General features: G+C 65.9%; 25 protein-coding genes. 2 read left to right on the top strand and 23 right to left on the bottom strand.

What is annotated here, in order from left to right:
• The first annotated feature begins 40 nt into the window (after positions 1-40).
• Positions 41-223, top strand: coding sequence for a DUF3606 domain-containing protein (locus ACW171_RS04040; RefSeq protein WP_013269402.1), 183 nt, complete (start codon positions 41-43; stop codon positions 221-223).
• A 2-nt stretch (positions 224-225) separates the two neighbouring features.
• On the opposite strand, the gene ACW171_RS04035 is transcribed toward ACW171_RS04040, so the two are convergent.
• From ACW171_RS04035 to ACW171_RS03945, 19 genes are all read right to left on the bottom strand, one after another.
• On the bottom strand, positions 226-594 hold the full coding sequence (locus ACW171_RS04035; protein WP_492095814.1) for a DUF1622 domain-containing protein: 369 nt from the start codon (positions 592-594) through the stop codon (positions 226-228).
• Position 595: 1 nt separating this feature from the next.
• On the bottom strand, positions 596-1,999 hold the full coding sequence (lpdA, locus tag ACW171_RS04030; RefSeq protein ID WP_492095813.1) for a dihydrolipoyl dehydrogenase: 1,404 nt from the start codon (positions 1,997-1,999) through the stop codon (positions 596-598).
• Positions 2,000-2,090: 91 nt separating this feature from the next.
• The gene (locus ACW171_RS04025) at positions 2,091-2,906 is read right to left on the bottom strand and encodes a DUF3667 domain-containing protein (RefSeq protein ID WP_492096583.1); all 816 of its coding nucleotides are present in this window, start codon (positions 2,904-2,906) and stop codon (positions 2,091-2,093) included.
• Positions 2,907-3,028: 122 nt separating this feature from the next.
• Positions 3,029-3,511, bottom strand: a complete 483-nt coding sequence (locus ACW171_RS04020; RefSeq protein ID WP_492095812.1) for a glutathione peroxidase — start codon at positions 3,509-3,511, stop codon at positions 3,029-3,031.
• 4 nt (positions 3,512-3,515) lie between these two features.
• Positions 3,516-4,802 (bottom strand): pyruvate dehydrogenase complex dihydrolipoamide acetyltransferase, encoded by a 1,287-nt coding sequence (locus ACW171_RS04015; RefSeq protein WP_492095811.1) that lies wholly within the window; start codon positions 4,800-4,802, stop codon positions 3,516-3,518.
• The gene (locus ACW171_RS04010; protein ID WP_492095810.1) at positions 4,799-5,107 is read right to left on the bottom strand and encodes a DUF5076 domain-containing protein; all 309 of its coding nucleotides are present in this window, start codon (positions 5,105-5,107) and stop codon (positions 4,799-4,801) included. Before ACW171_RS04010 ends, ACW171_RS04015 begins: the two co-directional genes overlap by 4 nt.
• Positions 5,104-5,400: a DUF5076 domain-containing protein gene (locus ACW171_RS04005; RefSeq protein ID WP_492095809.1), complete on the bottom strand. Its 297-nt coding sequence runs from the start codon at positions 5,398-5,400 to the stop codon at positions 5,104-5,106. The genes ACW171_RS04010 and ACW171_RS04005 overlap by 4 nt, the downstream gene beginning before the upstream one ends.
• Positions 5,397-6,782, bottom strand: a complete 1,386-nt coding sequence (locus tag ACW171_RS04000; protein WP_492095808.1) for a pyruvate dehydrogenase complex E1 component subunit beta — start codon at positions 6,780-6,782, stop codon at positions 5,397-5,399. Before ACW171_RS04000 ends, ACW171_RS04005 begins: the two co-directional genes overlap by 4 nt.
• Positions 6,779-7,813: a pyruvate dehydrogenase (acetyl-transferring) E1 component subunit alpha gene (pdhA, locus tag ACW171_RS03995; RefSeq protein ID WP_492095807.1), complete on the bottom strand. Its 1,035-nt coding sequence runs from the start codon at positions 7,811-7,813 to the stop codon at positions 6,779-6,781. Before pdhA ends, ACW171_RS04000 begins: the two co-directional genes overlap by 4 nt.
• A 124-nt stretch (positions 7,814-7,937) precedes the next feature.
• Positions 7,938-8,255, bottom strand: a complete 318-nt coding sequence (locus ACW171_RS03990; RefSeq protein WP_492096582.1) for an FtsB family cell division protein — start codon at positions 8,253-8,255, stop codon at positions 7,938-7,940.
• Between the two features lie 147 nt (positions 8,256-8,402).
• Complete coding sequence (gene eno, locus ACW171_RS03985; RefSeq protein ID WP_492095805.1) at positions 8,403-9,680, bottom strand: phosphopyruvate hydratase; 1,278 nt, start codon at positions 9,678-9,680, stop codon at positions 8,403-8,405.
• A gap of 79 nt (positions 9,681-9,759) precedes the next feature.
• The gene (locus ACW171_RS03980) at positions 9,760-10,380 is read right to left on the bottom strand and encodes a hypothetical protein (protein WP_492095804.1); all 621 of its coding nucleotides are present in this window, start codon (positions 10,378-10,380) and stop codon (positions 9,760-9,762) included.
• 122 nt (positions 10,381-10,502) lie between these two features.
• Complete coding sequence (rpmF, locus tag ACW171_RS03975; RefSeq protein ID WP_492095803.1) at positions 10,503-10,685, bottom strand: 50S ribosomal protein L32; 183 nt, start codon at positions 10,683-10,685, stop codon at positions 10,503-10,505.
• A 120-nt stretch (positions 10,686-10,805) separates the two neighbouring features.
• Complete coding sequence (locus tag ACW171_RS03970; protein ID WP_492095802.1) at positions 10,806-11,339, bottom strand: GNAT family N-acetyltransferase; 534 nt, start codon at positions 11,337-11,339, stop codon at positions 10,806-10,808.
• A 50-nt stretch (positions 11,340-11,389) separates the two neighbouring features.
• The gene (locus ACW171_RS03965; RefSeq protein WP_492095801.1) at positions 11,390-11,920 is read right to left on the bottom strand and encodes a GNAT family N-acetyltransferase; all 531 of its coding nucleotides are present in this window, start codon (positions 11,918-11,920) and stop codon (positions 11,390-11,392) included.
• Complete coding sequence (locus ACW171_RS03960; RefSeq protein WP_492095800.1) at positions 11,913-13,025, bottom strand: NAD(P)/FAD-dependent oxidoreductase; 1,113 nt, start codon at positions 13,023-13,025, stop codon at positions 11,913-11,915. Before ACW171_RS03960 ends, ACW171_RS03965 begins: the two co-directional genes overlap by 8 nt.
• The gene (locus ACW171_RS03955; protein WP_492095799.1) at positions 13,022-13,477 is read right to left on the bottom strand and encodes a type II toxin-antitoxin system RatA family toxin; all 456 of its coding nucleotides are present in this window, start codon (positions 13,475-13,477) and stop codon (positions 13,022-13,024) included. The genes ACW171_RS03960 and ACW171_RS03955 overlap by 4 nt, the downstream gene beginning before the upstream one ends.
• A 223-nt stretch (positions 13,478-13,700) precedes the next feature.
• The gene (gene lipA / locus ACW171_RS03950; RefSeq protein ID WP_492095798.1) at positions 13,701-14,663 is read right to left on the bottom strand and encodes a lipoyl synthase; all 963 of its coding nucleotides are present in this window, start codon (positions 14,661-14,663) and stop codon (positions 13,701-13,703) included.
• Positions 14,664-14,796: 133 nt separating this feature from the next.
• Complete coding sequence (locus tag ACW171_RS03945) at positions 14,797-15,159, bottom strand: hypothetical protein (protein ID WP_492095797.1); 363 nt, start codon at positions 15,157-15,159, stop codon at positions 14,797-14,799.
• 302 nt (positions 15,160-15,461) lie between these two features.
• Here ACW171_RS03945 and ACW171_RS03940 point away from each other — a divergent pair, with 302 nt between their 5' ends.
• Complete coding sequence (locus ACW171_RS03940) at positions 15,462-17,018, top strand: AMP-binding protein (RefSeq protein ID WP_492095796.1); 1,557 nt, start codon at positions 15,462-15,464, stop codon at positions 17,016-17,018.
• Between the two features lie 310 nt (positions 17,019-17,328).
• Here ACW171_RS03940 and ygiD read toward each other — a convergent pair whose 3' ends face one another.
• The 4 genes from ygiD to ACW171_RS03920 form a co-directional block, all read right to left on the bottom strand.
• Positions 17,329-18,084 (bottom strand): 4,5-DOPA-extradiol-dioxygenase, encoded by a 756-nt coding sequence (gene ygiD, locus ACW171_RS03935; RefSeq protein ID WP_492095795.1) that lies wholly within the window; start codon positions 18,082-18,084, stop codon positions 17,329-17,331.
• A 5-nt stretch (positions 18,085-18,089) separates the two neighbouring features.
• Entirely contained in the window at positions 18,090-18,692 is a 603-nt protein-coding gene (gene wrbA, locus ACW171_RS03930; protein ID WP_492095793.1) for an NAD(P)H:quinone oxidoreductase, read from the bottom strand.
• A 64-nt stretch (positions 18,693-18,756) separates the two neighbouring features.
• A complete protein-coding gene (locus ACW171_RS03925; RefSeq protein ID WP_492095792.1) occupies positions 18,757-19,224 on the bottom strand; it encodes a hypothetical protein in 468 nt (155 codons plus the stop codon).
• Complete coding sequence (locus tag ACW171_RS03920; protein WP_492095791.1) at positions 19,221-20,072, bottom strand: D-alanyl-D-alanine carboxypeptidase family protein; 852 nt, start codon at positions 20,070-20,072, stop codon at positions 19,221-19,223. The genes ACW171_RS03925 and ACW171_RS03920 overlap by 4 nt, the downstream gene beginning before the upstream one ends.
• Positions 20,073-20,078: the final 6 nt, after the last annotated feature.

Below are 20,078 nucleotides of genomic sequence, written 5' to 3'. Positions count from 1 at the left end.
TTCGCATAATATATCTTAGGCGCGAACAGGAAACGCCCTCATGGCTGGTCTCAAGGACAAACGCGGCTTCATCGACAAGGACCGTCTGGACCTGTCTGAGCGTCAGGCCGTCGAATACTGGATGAAGCGCTGGGGCGTGACCCGCGACCAGATCACCGCCGCCCACCGCAAGGCCGGCCGAATGGTCAAGGACATCGCCGCCGAGCTCGGCAAGAAGCGCTGACTTCAGTCTTTGGGCCTGTCTGACCGACGCCAAGGCCAGCGGCCTTCGATCTCGGTTTCGAGTGCAAAGCTGAGGAAGGTCCGGATGGCAACGATCGCGGCGAGCAGCCCGACACTTTGGAATGTCAGTTCCGAAGTCACCGTCGAGATGATGTCGGCGGCGACCAGAAGCTCCAGGCCCAACAGGATCGCGCGTCCCAGGTTGGCGCGATATTCCGCATAGGCGGCGTCAAGGCCGCCTCCCTTGAAGCGCCATGCCAGCCGCACGGTCGCCGCGATCAGTCCCAGCAACATCGCGCCCACGCCCACGAACTCAAGGCCGCGCGCGGCGACCTCGGCCCAGGTATGAAGCGTCCCGCCGTCCGGGTTCATCCTACAGGTGGATCACACGGCCGTAGGCGTCCAGCGCCGCCTCGTGCATGGCCTCCGACATGGTCGGGTGCGGATAGACGATGCCGTGGATGTCTTCCTCGGTGGCTTCCATGGCGATGGCGGTGACATAGCCCTGGATCATCTCGGTGACCTCGTGACCGATCATGTGGGCGCCGATCAGGGCGCCGGTCTTGGCGTCGAAGATGACCTTGGCGAAGCCTTCGATGTCGCCGGCGGCCACGGCCTTGCCGTTCACCCGGAACGGGAAGCGGCCGATCTTGACCTCGCGGTTGGCCTCGCGGGCGCCCTGCTCCGTGATCCCGACCGAGGCGACCTGCGGCTGAGCATAGGTGCAGCCGGCGATCGGCGAGTGGACGTTGGGGCTCTTGTAGCCGGCGATATATTCGGCGGCATGGATGCCTTCGTGGCTGGCCTTGTGAGCGAGCCAGGGCGCGCCGGCGCAGTCGCCGATGGCGTAGAGCCCCTTAACGTTCGTGGCGCAGTGGCCGTCGATGGTGATGTGGCCGCGGTCCATGTTGACGCCCAGCGCCTCCAGGCCGATGCCGTCGGTGTTGGCGGTGATGCCGACCGCCGAGATGCAGACCTCGGCCTCGAGCACTTCGGCCTTGCCGCCGGCCTCGATCGCGACCTGGACCCCCTTCCCGCCCTTGGACACCTTGGTGACCTTGCAACCGGTGCGGAACTTCATGCCGCGCTTTTCGAAGGCCTTCTGAGCCGTTTTGGAGACCTCTTCGTCCTCGACCGGCATGATGCGATCGACCGCTTCCACCACGGTAACTTCAGCGCCTAGCGCCCTGTAGAAGCTGCCGAATTCGATACCGATGGCACCCGATCCGATGACGATGATCGAGGCAGGCATTTTTTTGGGGGCCATGGCCTCGCGGTAGGCCCAGATCTTGTCGCCGTCGGGTTCCAGGCCGATCTGCGGGATCGATTTGGCGCGGGCACCGACGGCCAGCATGACCGCCTTGGCCTCGACCGTGCGCGATCCGCCGGCCTTCAGGTCGATGACGACCTTGGGGGCCGCAGCGCCCTTCTCCAGCCTGGCCGAGCCCTCGATCACCTCGATCTTGTTCTTCTTCATCAGGAAGGTGACGCCCTTGTTCATCGTCGCCGCCACGCCGCGCGAGCGCTGGATGATGGCGTCGAAGTCGAAGGTCGCGCCGGAGGCGGACAGGCCGTACTCCTTCAGATGGCTCAGGCTCTCGAACTTCTCACCGGATTTGAGCAGCGCCTTGGTCGGGATACAGCCCCAGTTCAGGCAGATGCCGCCCAGGTTCTCGCGCTCGACGATGGCGACCTTCTGGCCCAGCTGACTGGCGCGGATCGCGGCGACATAGCCTCCGGGGCCCGAACCAATGACGATGAGATCGAAGTCGGCCAAATGAGCCTCCCGTTTGCTTGAGATGGGGTTCTAGCGGCGGATGCCCGCGTTCGGAAGCGATGGGGACGGGACGTAACTCGCTGTGAACGGTTCATTCCAGCACCTGGCTCCAGCCGGCCAATCGGATCGGCTCCCACAGGAAGAAACCGATGAGCAGAGGAATCCAGATCAGCAGGACATAGACGAAGCTGTGCGCGCCGCCGCGGAGGATCGCGGTCGACCAACGCGTGCCGTAGAATCCCTTGAGGCCGCGGGTCAGCCATACCTGATAGCCGGTGAAGGCGACCCCGACCCCGCCGGTAAGTCCCAGGTTCCAAACGCCGCCGGCGATGAGCATCAGGAACATCAGGCTGTGGCCCCACAGGGCGAAGATCAGATGCTCGATTAGCAGATGCCGACGCGCGTATAGACCCCAGAGCAACAGCGCATAGACCGGCATCAGCACCCAGATCGCGCTCGGCATCCAGTTCGCCAGCCGCTGGTTCAGTGCGCTCGGATCCTCGATTGTCGATCGCATGCCTGCCATGACGGCCCGATCGGCATCGTCACTGTTCGTCTGCTGTCGCGAGGCCGTGTCGAAGGCGGCGACGACGGCCCGATCGGGACGCTGGTCCAGGGGACGTTCGAGCCAGATCGGCATAATCTCAAATCCGCCGGCCTGCCACTCCTCGCTGGTGATGCGCACCCATGGTTCGCCCGTCCGGGTCACCTGCAACTGCATCAGGGCGATGCCGCTGAGGCTCAGGAACAGGAAGAATATGAGGGAGGCCGTCAGGTACAGCTTCACTGGCGACAGATAGCGCGATCTGTCGCCGTCGAAATGGGCGCGCGGAATGGCGCCCGGCCGTAGGATCAAGTCCTTGAACGTCCTTGGCGCGGCGGCGGTGAAGGAGAAGACATTGTCCAGCAGATCGTCAGCCAGGTCGCGGAAACGCCGGCTGGGGGGGCGGCTGTCCTGACCACAGGCGTGGCAAAAGCGCCCGAGCAGCGCGGCGCCGCACTCGGTGCAGACAGACGGGCCGGCACCGCTCAGAGCAGAGCCTCGATTTCGCTGCTGATCGCGTCCGGCTCCACCTGGGGGGCGTAGCGGGCCACCACCCTGCCCTCACGGTCCGTCAGGAACTTGGTGAAGTTCCACTTCACGTCGCGGCTGCCGAGGAAGCCGCGCTTCTGGGACGTCAGCCAGTCGTACAGCGGGTGCCGGTTGGCGCCATTGACCTCGACCTTGTCGAACATCGGAAAGCTGACGTCGTAGGTCGACGAGCAGAAGGCCGCGATCTCGGCCGCCCTGCCCGGTTCCTGAGCCCCGAACTGATTGCACGGGAAGCCCAGCACCTGGAAGGGCTGGTCGGCGTACTGGCGATGAAGAGCCTCGAGCCCGGCGTACTGGCCGGTGAAGCCGCATTTGGACGCGGTGTTGACGATCAGTAGGGCCTGACCGCGAAACCGGTCCAGCGGGATCTCGGTCCCGTCGATACCGGTCGCGGTGAAGTCGTATACCGTGCCGGTCATGGCCTCAGGCCAGCATCGTCACGGGATCTTCGATCAGCGGCTTGAACGCCTGCAGGAAGCGGGCGCCCGTCGCACCGTCCACCACGCGGTGATCGCAGGTCAGCGTCACCGTCATCACCGTGGCGACCGCCAGCTGGCCGTTCTTGACGACCGCGCGCTGTTCGCCCGCGCCCACGCTCATGATCGCGCCCTGGGGCTCGTTGATGATCGAGGTGAACTGTTTGATACCGAACATGCCCAGGTTGGAGACCGAGAAGGTGCCGCCCTGGAACTCTTCGGGCTTCAGCTTGCGGTCGCGAGCGCGCTTGGCCAGGTCCTTGGCCTCGACGGCGATCTGCGACAGGGACTTCAGCTCGGCCTTGCGGATGATCGGGGTGATCAGGCCGCCGTCGATCGCCACCGCCATCGCCACGTCGGCGTTGTGGTGCATGGCGATGCCTTCGGGCGAGTAGCTGGCGTTGGCTTCGGGCACGAGTTTCAGCGCCAGGGCCGAGGCCTTGATGACGAAGTCGTTGACCGAGACCTTGATGCCCTTGGGCTCCAAGAGCGCATTGACCTTGGCGCGGACCGCCATCAGGGCGTCGATCTCGCAGTCGATGAACAGCGGGAAGTGCGGCACGTTCTGGATCGAATCGACCATGCGCCGGGCGATGGCCTTCTTCATCCCGTCCAGCGGGATCAGATCGTAGCTGCCGTCCGGAATGCCCATCTGGGCCAGGGACTGGACCTTGCGCGGCTCGATGCCGGCGGTGGCGGAGGCGGTCGCCGTCGCAGGACGGGCGCCGCCCTTGCCGGCGGCCTCCACGTCGGCCTTGACTATCCGGCCGTGTGGGCCGGTGCCCTTCAGGCTTGAGAGGTCGAGGCCGGCGTCCTTGGCCAGACGACGGGCCAACGGCGAGGCGAAGACGCGTTCGCCGGACTTCGTGGCCGGCGCGGCAGCGGCCGCAGCCGGCGCCGCTTTCGAAGCCTCGGCGGGCGCAGCAGCGGGAGCCGCCTTGGGCGCCTCGGCCTTGGCCGGTTCAGCAGCCTTCGGCGCGGGAGCGGCCGCGCCGCCCTCCTCGGCCAGACGCGCGATCGGGGTGTTGACCTTCACGCCCTCGGTGCCTTCTGGGACGAGAATGTCGGTGATCGTGCCTTCATCGACCGCCTCGACCTCCATCGTGGCCTTGTCGGTCTCGATCTCGGCGATCACGTCGCCGGCCTTGACGACGTCGCCGGCCTTGACGTGCCATTTGGCCAAGACGCCCTCTTCCATGGTGGGCGACAGGGCGGGCATCAGGATGTCGGTCATGCTTCGCTCTTGGTCTCGGCGATGGTCTTGAAGCCAGGGCCGCCGAGAGCGGCGTCCAGCCCCGAGAGCACCTGACGATAGGTTTCGTCCTCATCCAGCCCCTTGGCCGCATGATAGACGTGGGCGATGTTCCGGGCCGCGATGGCCAGGATGCTTCCGTAGGCCCGAGGGTCTTCGAAAGCGGGTTTGATGGCCATCACGGGCTCCCCGCGCGACCACCAGAAGCGCAGCATCTCTAACGCATCGGGATCGGAGGCGACGCTGTCCGGCACGGTCAGCTGGAACTCGGACGGCTCGTTGCTCATGATTGAGCTTTCTTAAGCGCGGTTTCGCCGTTGGCGTGGCCCTGATCCCAGCCGGCCTTCAGCGCGGCCTTGGCCTCGGCGTTGGAAAACTGGCCGGTCTTTTCGTAGGCGAAGGCCATGTGCCAGCAGAGCTCGGCCAGCATCTCGCCCATCGCACGGGGATCGTCGAAGGCCGGACGACAGATGATCGCCGGACCCTGCGGGCCGATCCAGACGCGGGTCAGCTCCACCGCCGTGCCATCGGTCACGGCGCCGACCTCGTCGGGCTCCGGCAGGGCGTAGGGATGGGTCACGCCATCACCGCCTTGACGGCCGCGACGATCTTGTCCGCGCCCGGCAGCGACAGCGCCTCCAGATTGGCGGCGTAGGGCAGCGGCACGTCTTCCTGGTGCACGCGCAGCGGCGGCGCATCCAGATAGTCGAAGGCGTGCTCGATGACCCGGGCCACGACCTCGGCGCCGACGCCCATCGGACCCCAGCCTTCCTCGGCCGAGACCAGGCGGCTGGTCTTCTTGACGCTGGCGACGATGGTCTCATGGTCGAGCGGCCGCAGGGTCCGCAGATCGACGACCTCGCACGAGATACCTTCGGCCTCCAGCTGTTCGGCGGCCTGGAGGGCGAAGCCGACCATGCGGGCGTGGGCCGTGATGGTCACGTCCGTGCCTTCGCGGCGGACCTTGGCCTTGCCGATCGGCACCAAATAGTCCTCGACCTCGGGCACGTCGAACTCGATGCCGTACATCATCTCGTGTTCGAGGAAGACGACGGGATTCGGGTCGCGGATGGCCGATTTCAGCAGGCCCTTGGCGTCGGCCGCATCGTAGGGAGCGACGACCTTCAGGCCGGGCACCTGGGCGTACCAGGCCGAATAGTCCTGGCTATGCTGGGCACCGACGCGGCTGGCGGCGCCGTTGGGACCGCGGAACACGATGGGCGCGCGGATCTGACCGCCCGACATGTACAGGGTCTTGGCCGCCGAGTTGATGATGTGGTCGATCGCCTGCATGGCGAAGTTGAAGGTCATGAACTCGACGATCGGCTTCAGGCCCGACATGGCGGCACCGACGCCGAGGCCGGCAAAGCCGTGCTCGGTGATCGGGGTGTCGACCACGCGGCGGTCGCCGAACTCTTGCAGCAGCTCGCGGCTGACCTTGTAGGCGCCCTGGTATTGAGCCACCTCTTCGCCGATCAGGAAGACGTTCTCGTCGCGGCGCATTTCCTCGGCCATAGCGTCGCGCAGGGCGTCGCGCACGGTCGTCTTGACCAGCTTGACGTCGGCCGGGATTTCCGGATCGCGGAGTTCGACCTTGGGGGTCGAGGACTGAGGCGGAGCCTTTTCGGGATCGCCGGTCTTGCCCTCTGCTGTCGCCTTGGGCGTATCGGCCTGTGCCTTGTCGGCTTCCGGCGCGGCCTTGGGAGCCGGAGCGGCGGCGCCCTCTTCACCGGCCATGCGCGCGATTGGTGTATTGACCTTCACGCCCTCGGAGCCTTCGGCCACCAGGATCTCGGCGATTTCGCCCTCATCGACGGCCTCGACCTCCATGGTCGCCTTATCGGTCTCGATCTCGGCGATCACATCGCCCGCCTTGACCACGTCGCCGGCCTTCACCAGCCATTTGGTCAGGTTGCCCTCTTCCATCGTGGGCGACAGCGCCGGCATCAGAATGTCGGTCACTGGGCGGTCTCCACATAGACGTCCGTATAGAGTTCGGACGGGTCGGGCTCTGGGCTTTCCTGGGCGAACTGGACCGCCTCGGCGACGATCTGTTTGATCTCGGCGTCGATCGCCTTGAGCTCGTCCTCGGTGGCCTTGGCCTGTTCGAGCAGCATCTTGACGTGGTCGATCGGGTCGCGGGTCTTCTTGACCTCGTCGACCTCGTCCTTCGACCGGTATTTGGCCGGGTCGGACATCGAGTGACCGCGATAGCGATAGGTCTTCACCTCGAGGATGAAGGGACCGCCGCCTTCACGGGCGCGCTTCACGGCGCGGGCCACGGCGTCCTTGACCGCCAGCACGTCCATGCCGTCGACCTGCTCGCCCGGAATGCCGAAGCTGGCGCCCCGCATGTAGAGCTCGGTCGTGGACGACGAGCGTTCGATGCTCGTGCCCATGGCGTACTGGTTGTTCTCGATGATGTAGATGGCCGGCAGCTTCCACAGCTGGGCCATGTTGAAGCTCTCGTAGACCTGACCCTGGTTCGAGGCGCCGTCGCCGAAATAGACGAAGGCGACCGAATCATCGCCGCGGTACTTGCCCGCGAAGGCCAGGCCGGTGCCGAGCGCGACCTGGGCGCCCACGATGCCGTGCCCGCCGTAGAAGCCGGTCGGGACGTCGAACATGTGCATCGACCCGCCCTTGCCCTTGGACGAGCCGCCGATGCGTCCGGTCAGCTCAGCCATGACCTCTTTCGGGTCCATGCCGGCGGCGAGCATGTGACCGTGGTCACGATAGCCGGTGATGATCTTGTCGTGGCCCTGTTTGACGCTCTCCTGAACGCCGACGGCCACGGCTTCCTGGCCGATATACAGGTGGCAGAAGCCGCCGATCAGGCCCATGCCGTACAGCTGGCCCGCGCGCTCCTCGAAGCGGCGGATCAGGACCATCTCACGATAGTAGCGAAGCAGGTCTTCCTTGGACGCGGTCGGCGTATTCGGAATTTTGTCGGACCCCTTGGAATCCGTGGTTTTCTGGGCGGCTCTCGCCATCCGGCATCTCCCGGTGGAGCCCTCAGCGAAACACGCCGTCAGGGCCTCTTGTCGTTACGGAAAGCGGCTGTAGCAGCCTTCGTTCCCCAAACGCAAAGCACGCCACCTGGGCTGTAACAAGAGTTCAGGAGAGGTTTGCGGTCGCAGGGGTCGGAGCGATGGCGGCGGTGCGAACCACATAGTCGCGCGGATCGCTGAAACCGAGCACCGCGCGGGCCCGCTCTTCGAGCAGGTCGCGGGACAGACTGCCGGTGCGCAGATAGCGGACGCGGACTTCGAGGTCGGCGCGCTGTTCGGTCAAGGTGGTCAGCTGTGCCTCACGCTGGGCCAAGCGCGCATCGCGCTCAGCGCCGCTGAGCAGGCCCCGCTCGCCAGTCAGGGCCTGGACCCCCAGGTAGACGACGAGCAGAAAAAGGAACGCGGACAGCGAGTAGGGTTTCATCCGTTCGGGCAATACGAACGCTCCTTCTGAGCGTGAACACAGTTGATCCTGTGTGACCGAAAATGCCTAACAAACCCTAGCTCTGCCGTAGAATTACGTAGTTCTACGGATAGGGCGGACGTCGCCGACGGCCGCCCCTCCCCGCGACTATTTCAGCAGCATGCCGTCGCCGTAGTAGGACGCCTGATCGCCCAACATTTCTTCGATGCGCAGCAACTGGTTGTATTTGGCCGTGCGGTCCGAACGGGCCAGAGAGCCGGTCTTGATCTGTCCGCAGTTCGTGGCGACGGCCAGGTCGGCGATGGTCGAGTCCTCGGTCTCGCCCGAACGGTGGCTCATGACGGCGGTGTAGCCCGCGCGGTGGGCCATATCGACGGCGTCCAGGGTCTCGGACAGGGTGCCGATCTGGTTGACCTTGATCAGGATGGAGTTGGCCAGGCCTTCGCCGATGCCGGCCGCCAGACGCGCCGGATTGGTGACGAACAGGTCGTCGCCGACGATCTGGACCCGCTCACCCAGCGCATCCGTCAGCAGCTTCCAGCCTTCGAAGTCGTCCTCGGCGCAGCCATCCTCGATCGAGACGATGGGGAAGCGCTCGCACAGGTCGGCCAGATACCCGACCATCCCCTCGGCGCCGAGGATCTTGCCCTCTCCGGCCATGTTGTAGGCACCGTCCTTGAAGAACTCGGTCGCGGCGACGTCGAGCGCCAGGTGGAAGTCCTCGCCCGCCAGGTAACCGGCCGCCTGGCCCGCCTTGGTGATGAAGCTGAGGGCTTCCTCGGCCGAGGCCAGATTCGGGGCGAAGCCACCCTCGTCGCCGACGTTGGTGTTGTGGCCGGCGTCCTTCAACTGCTTCTTCAGGGCATGGAAGATTTCCGAGCCCATGCGCAGGCCTTCGGAGAAGCTCTCGGCGCCGGTCGGCAGGATCATGAACTCCTGGATATCGATCGGATTGTCGGCATGGGCGCCGCCGTTGATGATGTTCATCATCGGGGTCGGCAGAACGCGGGCCGAAATGCCGCCGACATAGCGGAACAGCGGCAGGCCCACCGAGATGGCGCTGGCCTTGGCGACCGCAAGCGATACGCCGAGAATGGCGTTGGCGCCCAGGCGAGCCTTGTTCTCGGTGCCGTCGAGGGTGATCAGGGCCTCGTCGATGCGGCGTTGGTCCTCGGCGTCCATGCCGGACAGGGCGTCGAAGATTTCGCCGTTGACGGCATCGACCGCGTTCTGGACGCCCTTGCCGCCCCAGCGGTCCTTCTCGCCGTCCCGCAGTTCGACAGCCTCGTGGGCGCCCGTGGAGGCGCCTGAGGGCACAGCGGCGCGGCCGAACGAGCCGTCATCCAGGATCACATCGACTTCGACCGTCGGGTTGCCCCGGCTATCGAGAATCTGGCGGGCGACGATGTCGGCGATGTCGGTCATGGGAGGCCTTCGGCGGTCAAAGGAAAAGCAGGCGTCGGGGTTTAGCCCGACGCCTGCGAATCGCCAACCTAGCCTTGGGTTACGAGCAGCCTTCGACCAACTGGATCGACGGGCCGCCGATGTGGATGATCGAGACCCTGCCCTCCCCGTCGATCTCGTAGCGGATCCCGCGCGCGGTCGCGTCCTGGACGTATTCGCCGGCCGTGGCCGGGGCGCCTGTGGTCCAGACGAAGATGTCCTCGGCGGGCGCGGCCGAATATTTGTGCGGCTGGGATACGGCCAGCGGGCCGTAGGCGGCCTTGATGGCTGCGGCCGTGTCGCCGACGCCGAAACCGCGATCGGTCTTCAGCGTGGCGGGCGAAGAGACCGATATGCGGGTCAGGAGGCCGTTCTCCAACATCACGATCACGCCTTCCGGCGACTGGGCTGGACGCCATTGATCGCAGACCTCCGGTTCGGCGCCGCCTACGAGGCTCGGATTGAACTTGTCGCCGACGGCCGCGATCACCTCGGCCTTCGTCATGCCGATGCGCAGCGGGCCGTAGCCGCCCGCCGTCAGGGCATTGGCGTCCGGAGCCGGCGTCACGGGTGCGGTCGGTGCTGGCGTTGCAGGGGCAGTCGCGGGCGGCGTCGCCTCGGGCTGACCGCAGGCGGCGAGCAGCAGGGCGACGGCTGCGGTGGCGGTAAGGGTGCGGATCATTCTGGACGTTCCTCGATGTGGAACGCCATAAACGCACGAAAACGCCGCGCGGTTGAGCCGCGCGGCGTAAACTTCACAGTTTCGTCGTCCCGGCTCGGCGGCCGGGATGACAAGTCGGAAGACTAGTCTTCCTTCGGCGTCAGAACCTGACGGCCGCGATACGTACCCGTCTTCAGGTCGATGTGGTGCGAGCGACGCAGTTCGCCCGTATCCTTGTCTTCCGTGTAGGGGTTGGCGCCCAGGGCGTCGTGCGAGCGGCGCATGTTGCGACGCGAGGGCGATACTTTGCGCTTAGGAACGGCCATGTCCGTCTCATCTCGTATACGGCGCCGGTTCCCGGATGGGCCTGACGCAAAAAAGGAAGCGGCGGCCCTTCGGGAGAGCCGCCAGCGAGCGCGGGCTTATGCCTGAACCTTGGAGGGACTTCAAGACCTGACCGCAGATGCCTCCGTCCGCCCAGTCCAGGCCTGTCGGTTCAGGCCGAAGAAGACGCTGTCCTTCCATTCCCCCCCGATATTCCAGGTCCGTTCCGCAAAGCCGGTACGCACGAAGCCCAGCTTTTCCAGCAACCGAATCGAGGCCTGATTCGCCGGATCGACGTCGGCGGTCAGATCATCGACAGCGCGCGTCGCGAACACATGGGCCACCGCCGCCCCGACCGCCTCCGACGCCAGCCCGAGGCCCCAGTGGTCGGGATGAAGGATGTAGCCGACGTCCGGCAGCCTGAAGAACCCCGCCTTGCCGATGACCTGTCCGTCTCGCTCGATGACGAAATCGTCCGAACCTTCGGCGTTGCCGGCGATCATGCTGTCCAGCCAGACCCGGGTCTGTTCCATCGCGTCGTGGGGCGGCGTGGACCACCACTCCATGGCGCGCGGATCGGACAGCACCGCGTGCATCGCCGCCAGATCCTCCGACCGGGCGTGGCGCAACGTCAGCCGGGGCGTGATGATCTCCATGCCGCCAGCCTTGCCGGATCCCGCCCGTCTAGGCCAGCCGCCGCTGACGATCAGGCGGACAGGTCGCGCGCCAAAACCGTGAAGGCCAGATCGTCCCGTCGAGGCAGACCGAATCGGGGGTCCGCAGCCGGGAACGGACGGGTCTCGCCGGTCTCGGCGTAGCCACGGCGAACATACCAGTCGATCAGCTCGCGGCGCTGGACGATGACCGTCATCTCCATCGAGCGAGCGCCGAATTCCGCAACAGCCAGGGCCTCGGCCGCCGCGATCAGCATGCGCCCCAGGCCCTCGCCCTGCAGCTCGGGATCGACGGACAGCATGCCCAGATAGGTCAGCCCATCCCCCTTGTCGTTGACCGAGACGCAGCCCGCCAGCCCCCCGTCGCGCTCGGCCAGCAGGATGACGTAGGCCGGATCGTCGAGCATCGCCCGTAACGCCTCCACGTCGGTCCGCTGCCCGTCCAGCAGATCCGCCTCGTGCGTCCAGCCGCGCCGGGCGCTGTCGCCCCGATAGGCGGCATGGACGAAGGCCTGCAGCCGGTCCACATCGGCCAGCGTCGCCGGGCGGAAGGTCTCAGACACCCAGTCTCTCCGCGACCGCTTCCCCGATCGCCAGCGAGCTGGTCAGACCCGGACTTTCGATGCCGAACAGGGTCACCAGACCCTCGATGTCGTGAATCTCGGGGCCATAGAGCTGGAAGTCCGGCTGATGCTCGCCCGCCCCATGCAGCTTCGGCCGAATGCCCGCGTAGTCCGGCGTCAGGGCGCCCTCAGGCAGGCCTGGCCAGAAGCGGCGGATGTAGGTCGCGAACCCCTCGGCCCGCGCCGGATCGACCCCATAGTCCTCGGTCTCGACGTATTCGAGATCCGGCCCGAACACGGCCTGCCCGCCCAGGTCCTTGCGATAGTGAGTCCCCAACGCCCCCGCGATCGGCGGCGGGTAGATCAGCCGTTCGAACGGCGCCTTGCCGGTCAGCCGGAAATAGACGCCCTTGCCAAAATGGCCCTTGGGGATGTGGTCGGCGGGAAAACCCTCGATCAGCGATGCGGCGGCCTGCGCGCCGAGCCCCGGCGCGGTGACCAGCAGGCGACAGGTCAGGGTCGCCCCGCCCTCCCCGCCCGCCGTGATCCGGAATCCGCCGTCCGCCAGGGGCTCGGCCCGTTCGAACGGCGTCGAGACCACGACCGACCCGCCGCCGTCCTCGATCTCGCCCTCCAGGGCCAGCATATAGTCGTGGCTCGCGAACAGGCCGCTCTCGGGCGACAGGATGGCGGCGTGGGCGTTCAGCTCAGGCTCCATCGCCCGTGCCTGTTCGCCGCTGAGATGCTCCAACCCCTCGACGCCGTTGGTCGTGGCCTGCTGGAAGATGGTCTCGATCAGCGGGACCTCGTCCTCGTTGGTCGCCACGACCAGTTTCCCGCATTTGCGGTAATCGATCTTGTGGCTATCCAGATAGGCGTACAGCGCCCGCCGACCCTCGACGCAGAACTTGGCCTTCAGCGACCCGGTCGGATAGTAGAGCCCGCCGTGGATGACCTCGGAATTCCGCGACGATACCCCCTGACCGATGTGCGGCTCCTTCTCGAGCACCAGCACCGTCAGCCCTCGCTTCGACAGCGCCCGTCCGCAGGCCAGGCCCACGGCCCCTGCCCCCACCACGACGGCGTCGAAGTCGAATTCGGTCATTCGGGCTTTCCGTAACGGCGCGCCGCCTCGTCCTCAAAACTGGCGATCAGCTTGCCGACGGCCAGCTCGAAATTGGCGCTCAGCATGGCGTTCAGGATCGGGCTCTTGAAGGCGAAGTCGATCATGAACTCCAGCCTCGTCCCTTCGGGGACCTCATGGAAGTCCCAGCGGTTCTTCAGATGCCGGAACGGCCCGCGCAGCAGCCCGACCTCGACCCTCGGCAGGTTACGATCATGCCGCACCCAGGTCGAGAACCGCTCCTTCAGGAACGAGAATCCCACCGCCGCCTCGGCATCCAGCACCGACACCCCGGCCGCCTCCTCGCGCCGGTTCCAGACGCGCATCGACGACACCCATTTCACGAACCGTGGATAGGCCTCCACGTCCGCCACCAGATCGGCGAGCTGGGCGGGCGTATAGGGCAGGATGCGGGTGACGCGGTGGACGGCCATCAGACCTGAGGCCTTGTCATCCCGGCCGCAGCGAAGCGGAGAGCCGGGACGGATCGGCGTCGATCCACTCTCCGTCCGGAGAGCGCGCCAGCGGTCATCCGGACGAAAGTCCGACCGCAGCCCGGCTCAGCCATAAGAGGCTGTCCGGGCTTTTCCAAAGTCAAATTCTGCGCCGTCCCGGATCTGCGCTTCGCTTCGTCCGGGATGACAATGACGGCCGAACTCAATGCTTGTTCTGCGCTTCCCGCGCCGCCTTCAGCCGGGCGAAGTCATCCCCCGCATGGTGCGAAGACCGCGTTAGCGGGCTCGACGACACCATCAGGAAGCCCTTGGCCCGGGCGATCGCCTCATAGGCCTTGAACTCTTCAGGCGTGACGAACCGGTCGATGGCGGCGTGCTTGCGCGTCGGCTGCAGGTACTGGCCGATGGTGATGAAGTCGACGCCGGCGGAGCGCATGTCGTCCATCACCTGCATGACCTCTTCTTTGGTCTCGCCCAGGCCGACCATGATGCCTGACTTGGTGAACTGGTTGGGGTCGCGCTCCTTCACCATCTGCAACAGGCGCAACGAGTGGAAGTAGCGGGCGCCGGGCCGGATCTTCAGATAGAGCCGCGGCACGGTTTCCAGGTTGTGGTTGAACACGTCCGGCTGGGCGTCGATCATCACCTCCGCCGCGCCGTCCTTGCGCAGGAAGTCGGGCGTCAGGATCTCGATGGTGGTGTTCGGTGCCTGCAGACGGATCTGGCGCACCACCTCGGCGAAATGAGCCGCCCCGCCGTCCGAGACGTCGTCCCGGTCCACCGAGGTGATCACGACGTGGTTCAGGCCCAGCTGCGACACCGCCAGCCCGACCTTGCCCGGCTCTTCCGTATCCAGCGGCTGGGGCAGGCCCGTCTTGACGTTGCAGAAGGCGCAGGCCCGCGTGCAGGTGTCGCCCATGATCATCAGGGTGGCGTGCTTCTGGCTCCAGCACTCGCCGATGTTCGGACAGGCCGCCTCCTCGCAGACGGTGACCAGCCCCTTGGAGCGGACGATGTCCTTGGTGGCGTTGTACTGGCCAGATCCCGGGGCCTTGACCCTCAGCCAGTCGGGCTTGCGCAGCACGGCCGTCTCGGGCCGGTTCTGCTTTTCCGGGTGACGCAGGTCTGACGGTTTGCGCGTCAGGGTGTCGATGAGGGTGACCATCGAGGCGGGCCGGGCTCCAGGGACGTGAACAGGGTATGTCGTCGTTCCGCCCGCGGATGGCAAGTCACGGCCTGTATCGGCCCGCCGGGCCGATACCCCGGGGTCGGCTCATCGCCGGCCCCGGGGATGGAAATCAATAGTAGGTCAGGCCTTGGTCGTCGCTGATATCGATGCCGGTCAGGTCGCAATAGTCCACGATGGCGGCGTATTCGCTGCCGTCTTCCATCACGACGGAGGTCGCATAGCGGCATTCATCGGCATCGGCCGCGAACTCCATGTCGAGCGATTCGCCCGCACCGATGACCGTGTCCGGGATCAGGTCTTCGCTCCAGCTGGAGTCGCTCTCGGACGCCAGATGGAAGGTGATGATCGCCGATTCCGAGCTGTTCGTAATGGTGAAGGTGTAGCTGTCGCCATCGGCGTCCTGGGCCACGGCCGGTGCGCCTGCGGACAGCATCATCAGGGCGCAAACAGCGGCGCCAATCATCATTTTCATAGTCGGTACTCCCCCGGCCGAGCGGGTATCGCCGAGCCTCAGGCGACATGCTTGCAATGCCGGGCAGACGTCAATGCGTCACACGACGACAGTCAGAAACCATCACCTCTGAGTGCAGATTTCCTAATCAGAAGCCGCCCACGCCGTCGGACTCGACACCCCGCGAGGCCGAGGCCTGACGCCTTGACCGCCATGACAAGCCTCACGCAGCGTAACGCATCTTTTCATCGCGGCGGGGCTTAACTAGTTTGCGCGCCTGACAGCGAGGGGGCGACGATAAGGCCCCCCGGAGGAGACGCGTATTGCTTAGGCCCGGCCTCGACCCATCGGCAGGTGAAGAATCCCTGTTCGACGCCCTGATCGCGGCGCGCGCCAGATATGGCGACAAGGAGATCCTGGAGGACCAGGATCGCAAGCCCCTCACCTACACCGGCCTGATCCGCGCCGCCTTCGTTCTGGGGCGCAAGATCGCGGCGATGACCCAGCCGGCCGAACGCGTCGGCATCCTGCTGCCGTCTTCGATGGGTGTGGTCGTCACCTTCTTCGGCCTGCACGCTTTCGGCCGAGTGCCGGTGATGCTGAACTTCACCTCGGGCGAACGGAATCTTAAGGCGGCGATCCAGGCCGCTGGCGTGAAGAAGATACTGTGCGCCCGCCGCTTCGTCGAACAGGCCAAGCTTGAGGAATTGATCGCCCAGCTCGAGACGGTCGCCGAGATCGTCTGGCTCGACGACGTCCGAAAGACCATCGGACTTCAGGACAAGCTTTTCGGTCTGACGGCCGGCCTGATGCCCAAGCGATTCCGCGCGAAGACGACGCCCGATTCCCCCGGAGTCGTCCTGTTCACCTCCGGCAGTTTCGGCGCGCCAAAAGGCGTGCTGCTGAGCCAGAAGAACCTCGTCGCCAACGCGCGTCAGGTGAACGCCCATATCCCGCTGGACCCGGACTGGGTGATGTTCAACCCCCTGCCGACCTTCCACTGCTTCGGCCTGACCGGCGGCGTCATCCTGCCGCTGTTGCAGGGGCTGAAGACCTTCCAGTACCCCTCCCCCCTGCACGGCAAACAGATCGTGGCGCTCCTGGCCGAGGTGAACACCTCGATCCTGTTCGCCACCGACACCTTCCTCAATCAGTGGGCGCGTGTGGCGTCGCCCGACGACTTCCGCACGCTCAAGTTCGTGGTCGCCGGCGCCGAACGGGTCCGAGACGAGACCCATCACCTGTTCAACACCAAGTTTGGCGGCGTGAAGCTGCTGGAGGGCTATGGCGCGACCGAGGCCGCCCCCGTGGTCGCCGTCAACCACCCCGACCGGAACCGTCCCGGCACCGTCGGCCAGCTGTTGCCCGGTATGGAGGCGCGGCTTGAGGCGGTCGAGGGCATCACCGAGGGCAAGCGTCTGTTCCTGCGCGGCCCCAACGTCATGGCCGGATACATGTCGCCCGAGGACCCGACGAAGATCGATCCTCTGGAAGGCGGGTGGCACGACACCGGCGACATCGTCGATCTGGACGAAGACGGCTACATCGCCATCCTCGGCCGGGTGAAGCGGTTCGCCAAGATCGGCGGCGAGATGGTCTCACTAAGCGCCGTCGAGGGTCTGGTTCAGGCTGTCTGGCCCGACCAACGCCACGCAGTCATCTCCATCGCCGACAGCCGGAAGGGCGAGAAACTGGTGCTGGTGACGGAACGCAGTGACGCCGACGTCGGCAAGATCGCCGAATGGGCTCGCGAGCATGGTGCGCCCGAGTTGGCCGTGCCGAAGAAGATCGTCAGGGTTCGTGAACTGCCGGTGCTGGGCACGGGCAAGACGGACTATGTCGCAATCCAGGCGCTGGTGGATCTGGCCGAGGCGGCCTGAGCAACGAGCCGACGATGTAAGAATATTTTCTCCAACCGCCCTTGCGGATGCGGGAGGCCGTGATCATCTGCCTAATCGGGTCTTTGACAACCGCCACAACGCAAACGATTCGTCCGTTTCGTCCGTTTCGTCCGCTGTTTTTCGTCCGGACGGACCGGACAAAGCCCTCCTCTCACCGTGCCCCCCGGCGAAGGCCGGGGTCCAGATCACGAACTCAGTCGGCTGGGATTTGGCGCCAAGACCTTCGGTTGGAAGGTTGTCTTTGACATCTGTACCCCGGCCTTCGCCGGGGTACACGTAGAGGAGATAACTACCCGATCCTCACGCCCGTCATCGAGATCGACCCGCCTTCGATCACGTCGTTGAAGAAGGCGACCGGCTCCCCCGGTTCGGCCTGGGCCGCGACATAGAGCAGCGGCAGATAGTGTTCGTCGGTCGGCACGCTCATCTGCGCGTCCTCGGCCAGGTCGACCCAGTCGATCAGGGCGTCGTGATCACCGCGTTCGAACGCCGACTTGACTGCCTCGTTGAAGCTGGTCGCCCACGGATAGGCGTCGCCGCCGTCGCGTTTCCAGGTCCGCAGATTGTGGACGAAGTCCCCGCTGCCGGCGATGACATAACCCTCCTCGCGCAGGGGCTTCAGCCGTCTGGCCAGCTCATAGTGCTGACGCGCCGTCAGGTCGCGGTTCAGCGACAGCTGCACGACCGGCACATCCGCGTCGGGCCAGACGTGAACCAGCACCGACCAGGTCCCGTGATCCAGACCCCACGCCTCGACGGGCTGCGCTCCGACCAGACCGGCCACCCGCTGCGCCAGCTCGGGCGACCCCGGCGCCGGATACTGCATCGCGTACAGTTCCGCGCCGAAGTCACCGAAATCATGGATGGTTTCAGGCCGAGCCTGTGCTGTCACGCCCAGACCGCGCGTCTCCCAGTGGGCCGAGACCATGACGACGCCCTCGGGCTTGCCGATGGCCTCGCCGAGCGCGCGCCAGGCGTCCGCATAGCGACCGCCCAGGGCGTTCATCGGCGAGCCGTGCCCGAAGAAGACGGCGGGCTGGCGCATCGACTTCAGGCCTTCAGTTTCTTCGCCAGGCCGGCGATGTATTCGCCCTGGTGACGCGCGCCGGCCAGTTCGTTGGCGCTGGGCTGACGCGACCCGTCGCCGCCGGTGATGGTCGTCGCGCCATAGGGCGAGCCGCCGGAGATTTCCTCAAGCGTCAGCTGTCCCTGGAAGGCATAGGGGAGGCCCGCAACCACCATGCCGTGGTGCATCAGGGTCTGGATTAGGCCGATCAGCGTCGTTTCGTTGCCGCCATGCTGGCTGGCTGACGAGGTAAATGCGCCGCCGACCTTTCCGACCAACTTGCCCTGGAACCACACGCCGCCGGTCTGATCCCAGAAATTGCGCATCTGGGCCGCCGCCGTGCCGAACCGGGTCCCGGCCCCCACGATGATGGCGTCGTAGGTCTCCAACTCGTTGACCTGGGCGAGCGGAGCCTTCTGGTCGAGCTTGTAGTGGGACTGGATGGCCAGCTCCTCCGGCACAGTCTCCTCGACCCGCCTGATGTCGACCCTCACGCCTTCGACGGAGGCTGCGCCTTCAGCGACGGCCTCGGCCATCTGCTCGATGTGGCCGTAGGTCGAGTGATAGAGAACCAGCACCTTGGTCATGGATCGCTCCTGTCTTCGTTTTGCAACTAATGCAGTGACAGATTTAGCGATTGGCCCCGAGGGTTCAAGCCCCCTGGACGGATTTCGATCCAATGGGACAGATGCCGCCATACAGAGCGGCGGTCTCCGGGACCCGCAGCCCTCGCCCGGCCTTGAACCGATGCTCCACCGCCATGGCTTGCTGCTCGATGTTCAGCTCATCCCAACCGCAAGGCGCCTTGGGATATCCATAGGCCGAGGGCCCGTCCCCTGCCCTGATCTTCCCTGCCAGCAGGTTCACGCCTTGCTGGGCTTGCCAGACATGGACCAGCTCATGGATCAGCACGGCCTGAAGCCCGACCGGCGCGACGGTGAAGTCCTTCGGCAGGCTCCGGCCCGGCCACAGCACCCAATCCCATCCGAACCAGCGCCCCGGCACGAAGGCCCGATTGAAAGGCCAAGGCGTCGGCGCCAACCGGATGGTCTCCAAGTCCAGCGCCTGCCCGAACTCGCCCCGGGCCAGCCGCTTCTCGCCTTCGGTCAGCCCCCTCACGGCGTACCGTATCCAGCGGACGCCCCGATCCACTCCCAATGCCACGGCTCGTAGATATAGGGCACGAAGCCGAACCGTCCGGCGTTCCGCACCAGCCAGCGATAGGTCGCTCCCTGGGTCATGTGCTGGCGGCTCGCCGGATGGGTCGAGTCGACCCCCATCCCCAGCAACTGCCCGACATACAGGTCCACCGCAGTCCCGGTCCTGTGCGGCGAACAGACGGCTCGCCGGAGGCCGTCGCAGTTCCTCTCCGCCGCGCACCGGGCCGCATCCGCCTCCGGATCCCGGAAGCCCGAGAATATCTGCAGTAGCTCCGGGTCGTTGCGAACCTCGGGCACCTCGGCCCGGGCTGCGGCGACCATCCGGCGATAGGCGTCCAGGACATCTCGGCGCAGCAACCGGGTCAGGCGGTCCGCATGTTCCTCCGGCGCCTCGAGATAGCCGAGTTCGCGGATGGGCGGCGGCTCAGGGCATTCGTCACGCACCCTGGCCATGACGAAAGGGCGCCGCTCCTGCAGGACGCCCTTCAGAACATCGAAGGTCGCGTGGTCGAAGGCTCCGGTGGCAGGCAGCGCATAACGGACCTGGAACGCCGCAAGGGCCGCGGCAAAATCGGACGTCCCAGGCTCGCACTCGGTGCCGAGCTCCTTCTGCAGCAGCGGCAGATAGATGCCCCAGCCGATCTCGGTCGCTCCGAACGGTGTCCATTCGAGCGAGTAGAGCGTGATCGCGTTGGCGACGCCCTGATCGGCCCACACTTGGCGCTGGGTCTCGCATCGCCCTTGCGCCGAGGCGATGTTCGGCACACCCCACGCGAGGGCCGCCGCCACGATCAGTCCTGCTGCCATCCCCAT

The organism is Brevundimonas sp. FV1ye28 (genome assembly GCF_058681135.1).
The sequence above is the reverse complement of the archived record's forward strand: the minus strand, read 5'-3'. Positions and strand labels throughout refer to the sequence as shown.

Coding starts and splice junctions, on each gene's coding strand:
- ACW171_RS03980 (WP_492095804.1), bottom strand. CDS start 10,380: ATGATCCGCACCCTTACCGCCACCGCAGCCGTCGCCCTGCTGCTCGCC.
- ACW171_RS04040 (WP_013269402.1), top strand. CDS start 41: ATGGCTGGTCTCAAGGACAAACGCGGCTTCATCGACAAGGACCGTCTG.
- ACW171_RS04035 (WP_492095814.1), bottom strand. CDS start 594: ATGAACCCGGACGGCGGGACGCTTCATACCTGGGCCGAGGTCGCCGCG.
- ACW171_RS04010 (WP_492095810.1), bottom strand. CDS start 5,107: ATGAGCAACGAGCCGTCCGAGTTCCAGCTGACCGTGCCGGACAGCGTC.
- eno (WP_492095805.1), bottom strand. CDS start 9,680: ATGACCGACATCGCCGACATCGTCGCCCGCCAGATTCTCGATAGCCGG.
- lipA (WP_492095798.1), bottom strand. CDS start 14,663: ATGGTCACCCTCATCGACACCCTGACGCGCAAACCGTCAGACCTGCGT.
- ACW171_RS03955 (WP_492095799.1), bottom strand. CDS start 13,477: ATGGCCGTCCACCGCGTCACCCGCATCCTGCCCTATACGCCCGCCCAG.
- ygiD (WP_492095795.1), bottom strand. CDS start 18,084: ATGCGCCAGCCCGCCGTCTTCTTCGGGCACGGCTCGCCGATGAACGCC.
- ACW171_RS04020 (WP_492095812.1), bottom strand. CDS start 3,511: ATGACCGGCACGGTATACGACTTCACCGCGACCGGTATCGACGGGACC.
- ACW171_RS03945 (WP_492095797.1), bottom strand. CDS start 15,159: ATGAAAATGATGATTGGCGCCGCTGTTTGCGCCCTGATGATGCTGTCC.
- wrbA (WP_492095793.1), bottom strand. CDS start 18,692: ATGACCAAGGTGCTGGTTCTCTATCACTCGACCTACGGCCACATCGAG.
- ACW171_RS04015 (WP_492095811.1), bottom strand. CDS start 4,802: ATGACCGACATCCTGATGCCCGCCCTGTCGCCCACCATGGAAGAGGGC.
- ACW171_RS03970 (WP_492095802.1), bottom strand. CDS start 11,339: ATGGAGATCATCACGCCCCGGCTGACGTTGCGCCACGCCCGGTCGGAG.
- ACW171_RS03990 (WP_492096582.1), bottom strand. CDS start 8,255: ATGAAACCCTACTCGCTGTCCGCGTTCCTTTTTCTGCTCGTCGTCTAC.
- ACW171_RS03960 (WP_492095800.1), bottom strand. CDS start 13,025: ATGACCGAATTCGACTTCGACGCCGTCGTGGTGGGGGCAGGGGCCGTG.
- pdhA (WP_492095807.1), bottom strand. CDS start 7,813: ATGGCGAGAGCCGCCCAGAAAACCACGGATTCCAAGGGGTCCGACAAA.
- rpmF (WP_492095803.1), bottom strand. CDS start 10,685: ATGGCCGTTCCTAAGCGCAAAGTATCGCCCTCGCGTCGCAACATGCGC.
- ACW171_RS03920 (WP_492095791.1), bottom strand. CDS start 20,072: ATGGCAGCAGGACTGATCGTGGCGGCGGCCCTCGCGTGGGGTGTGCCG.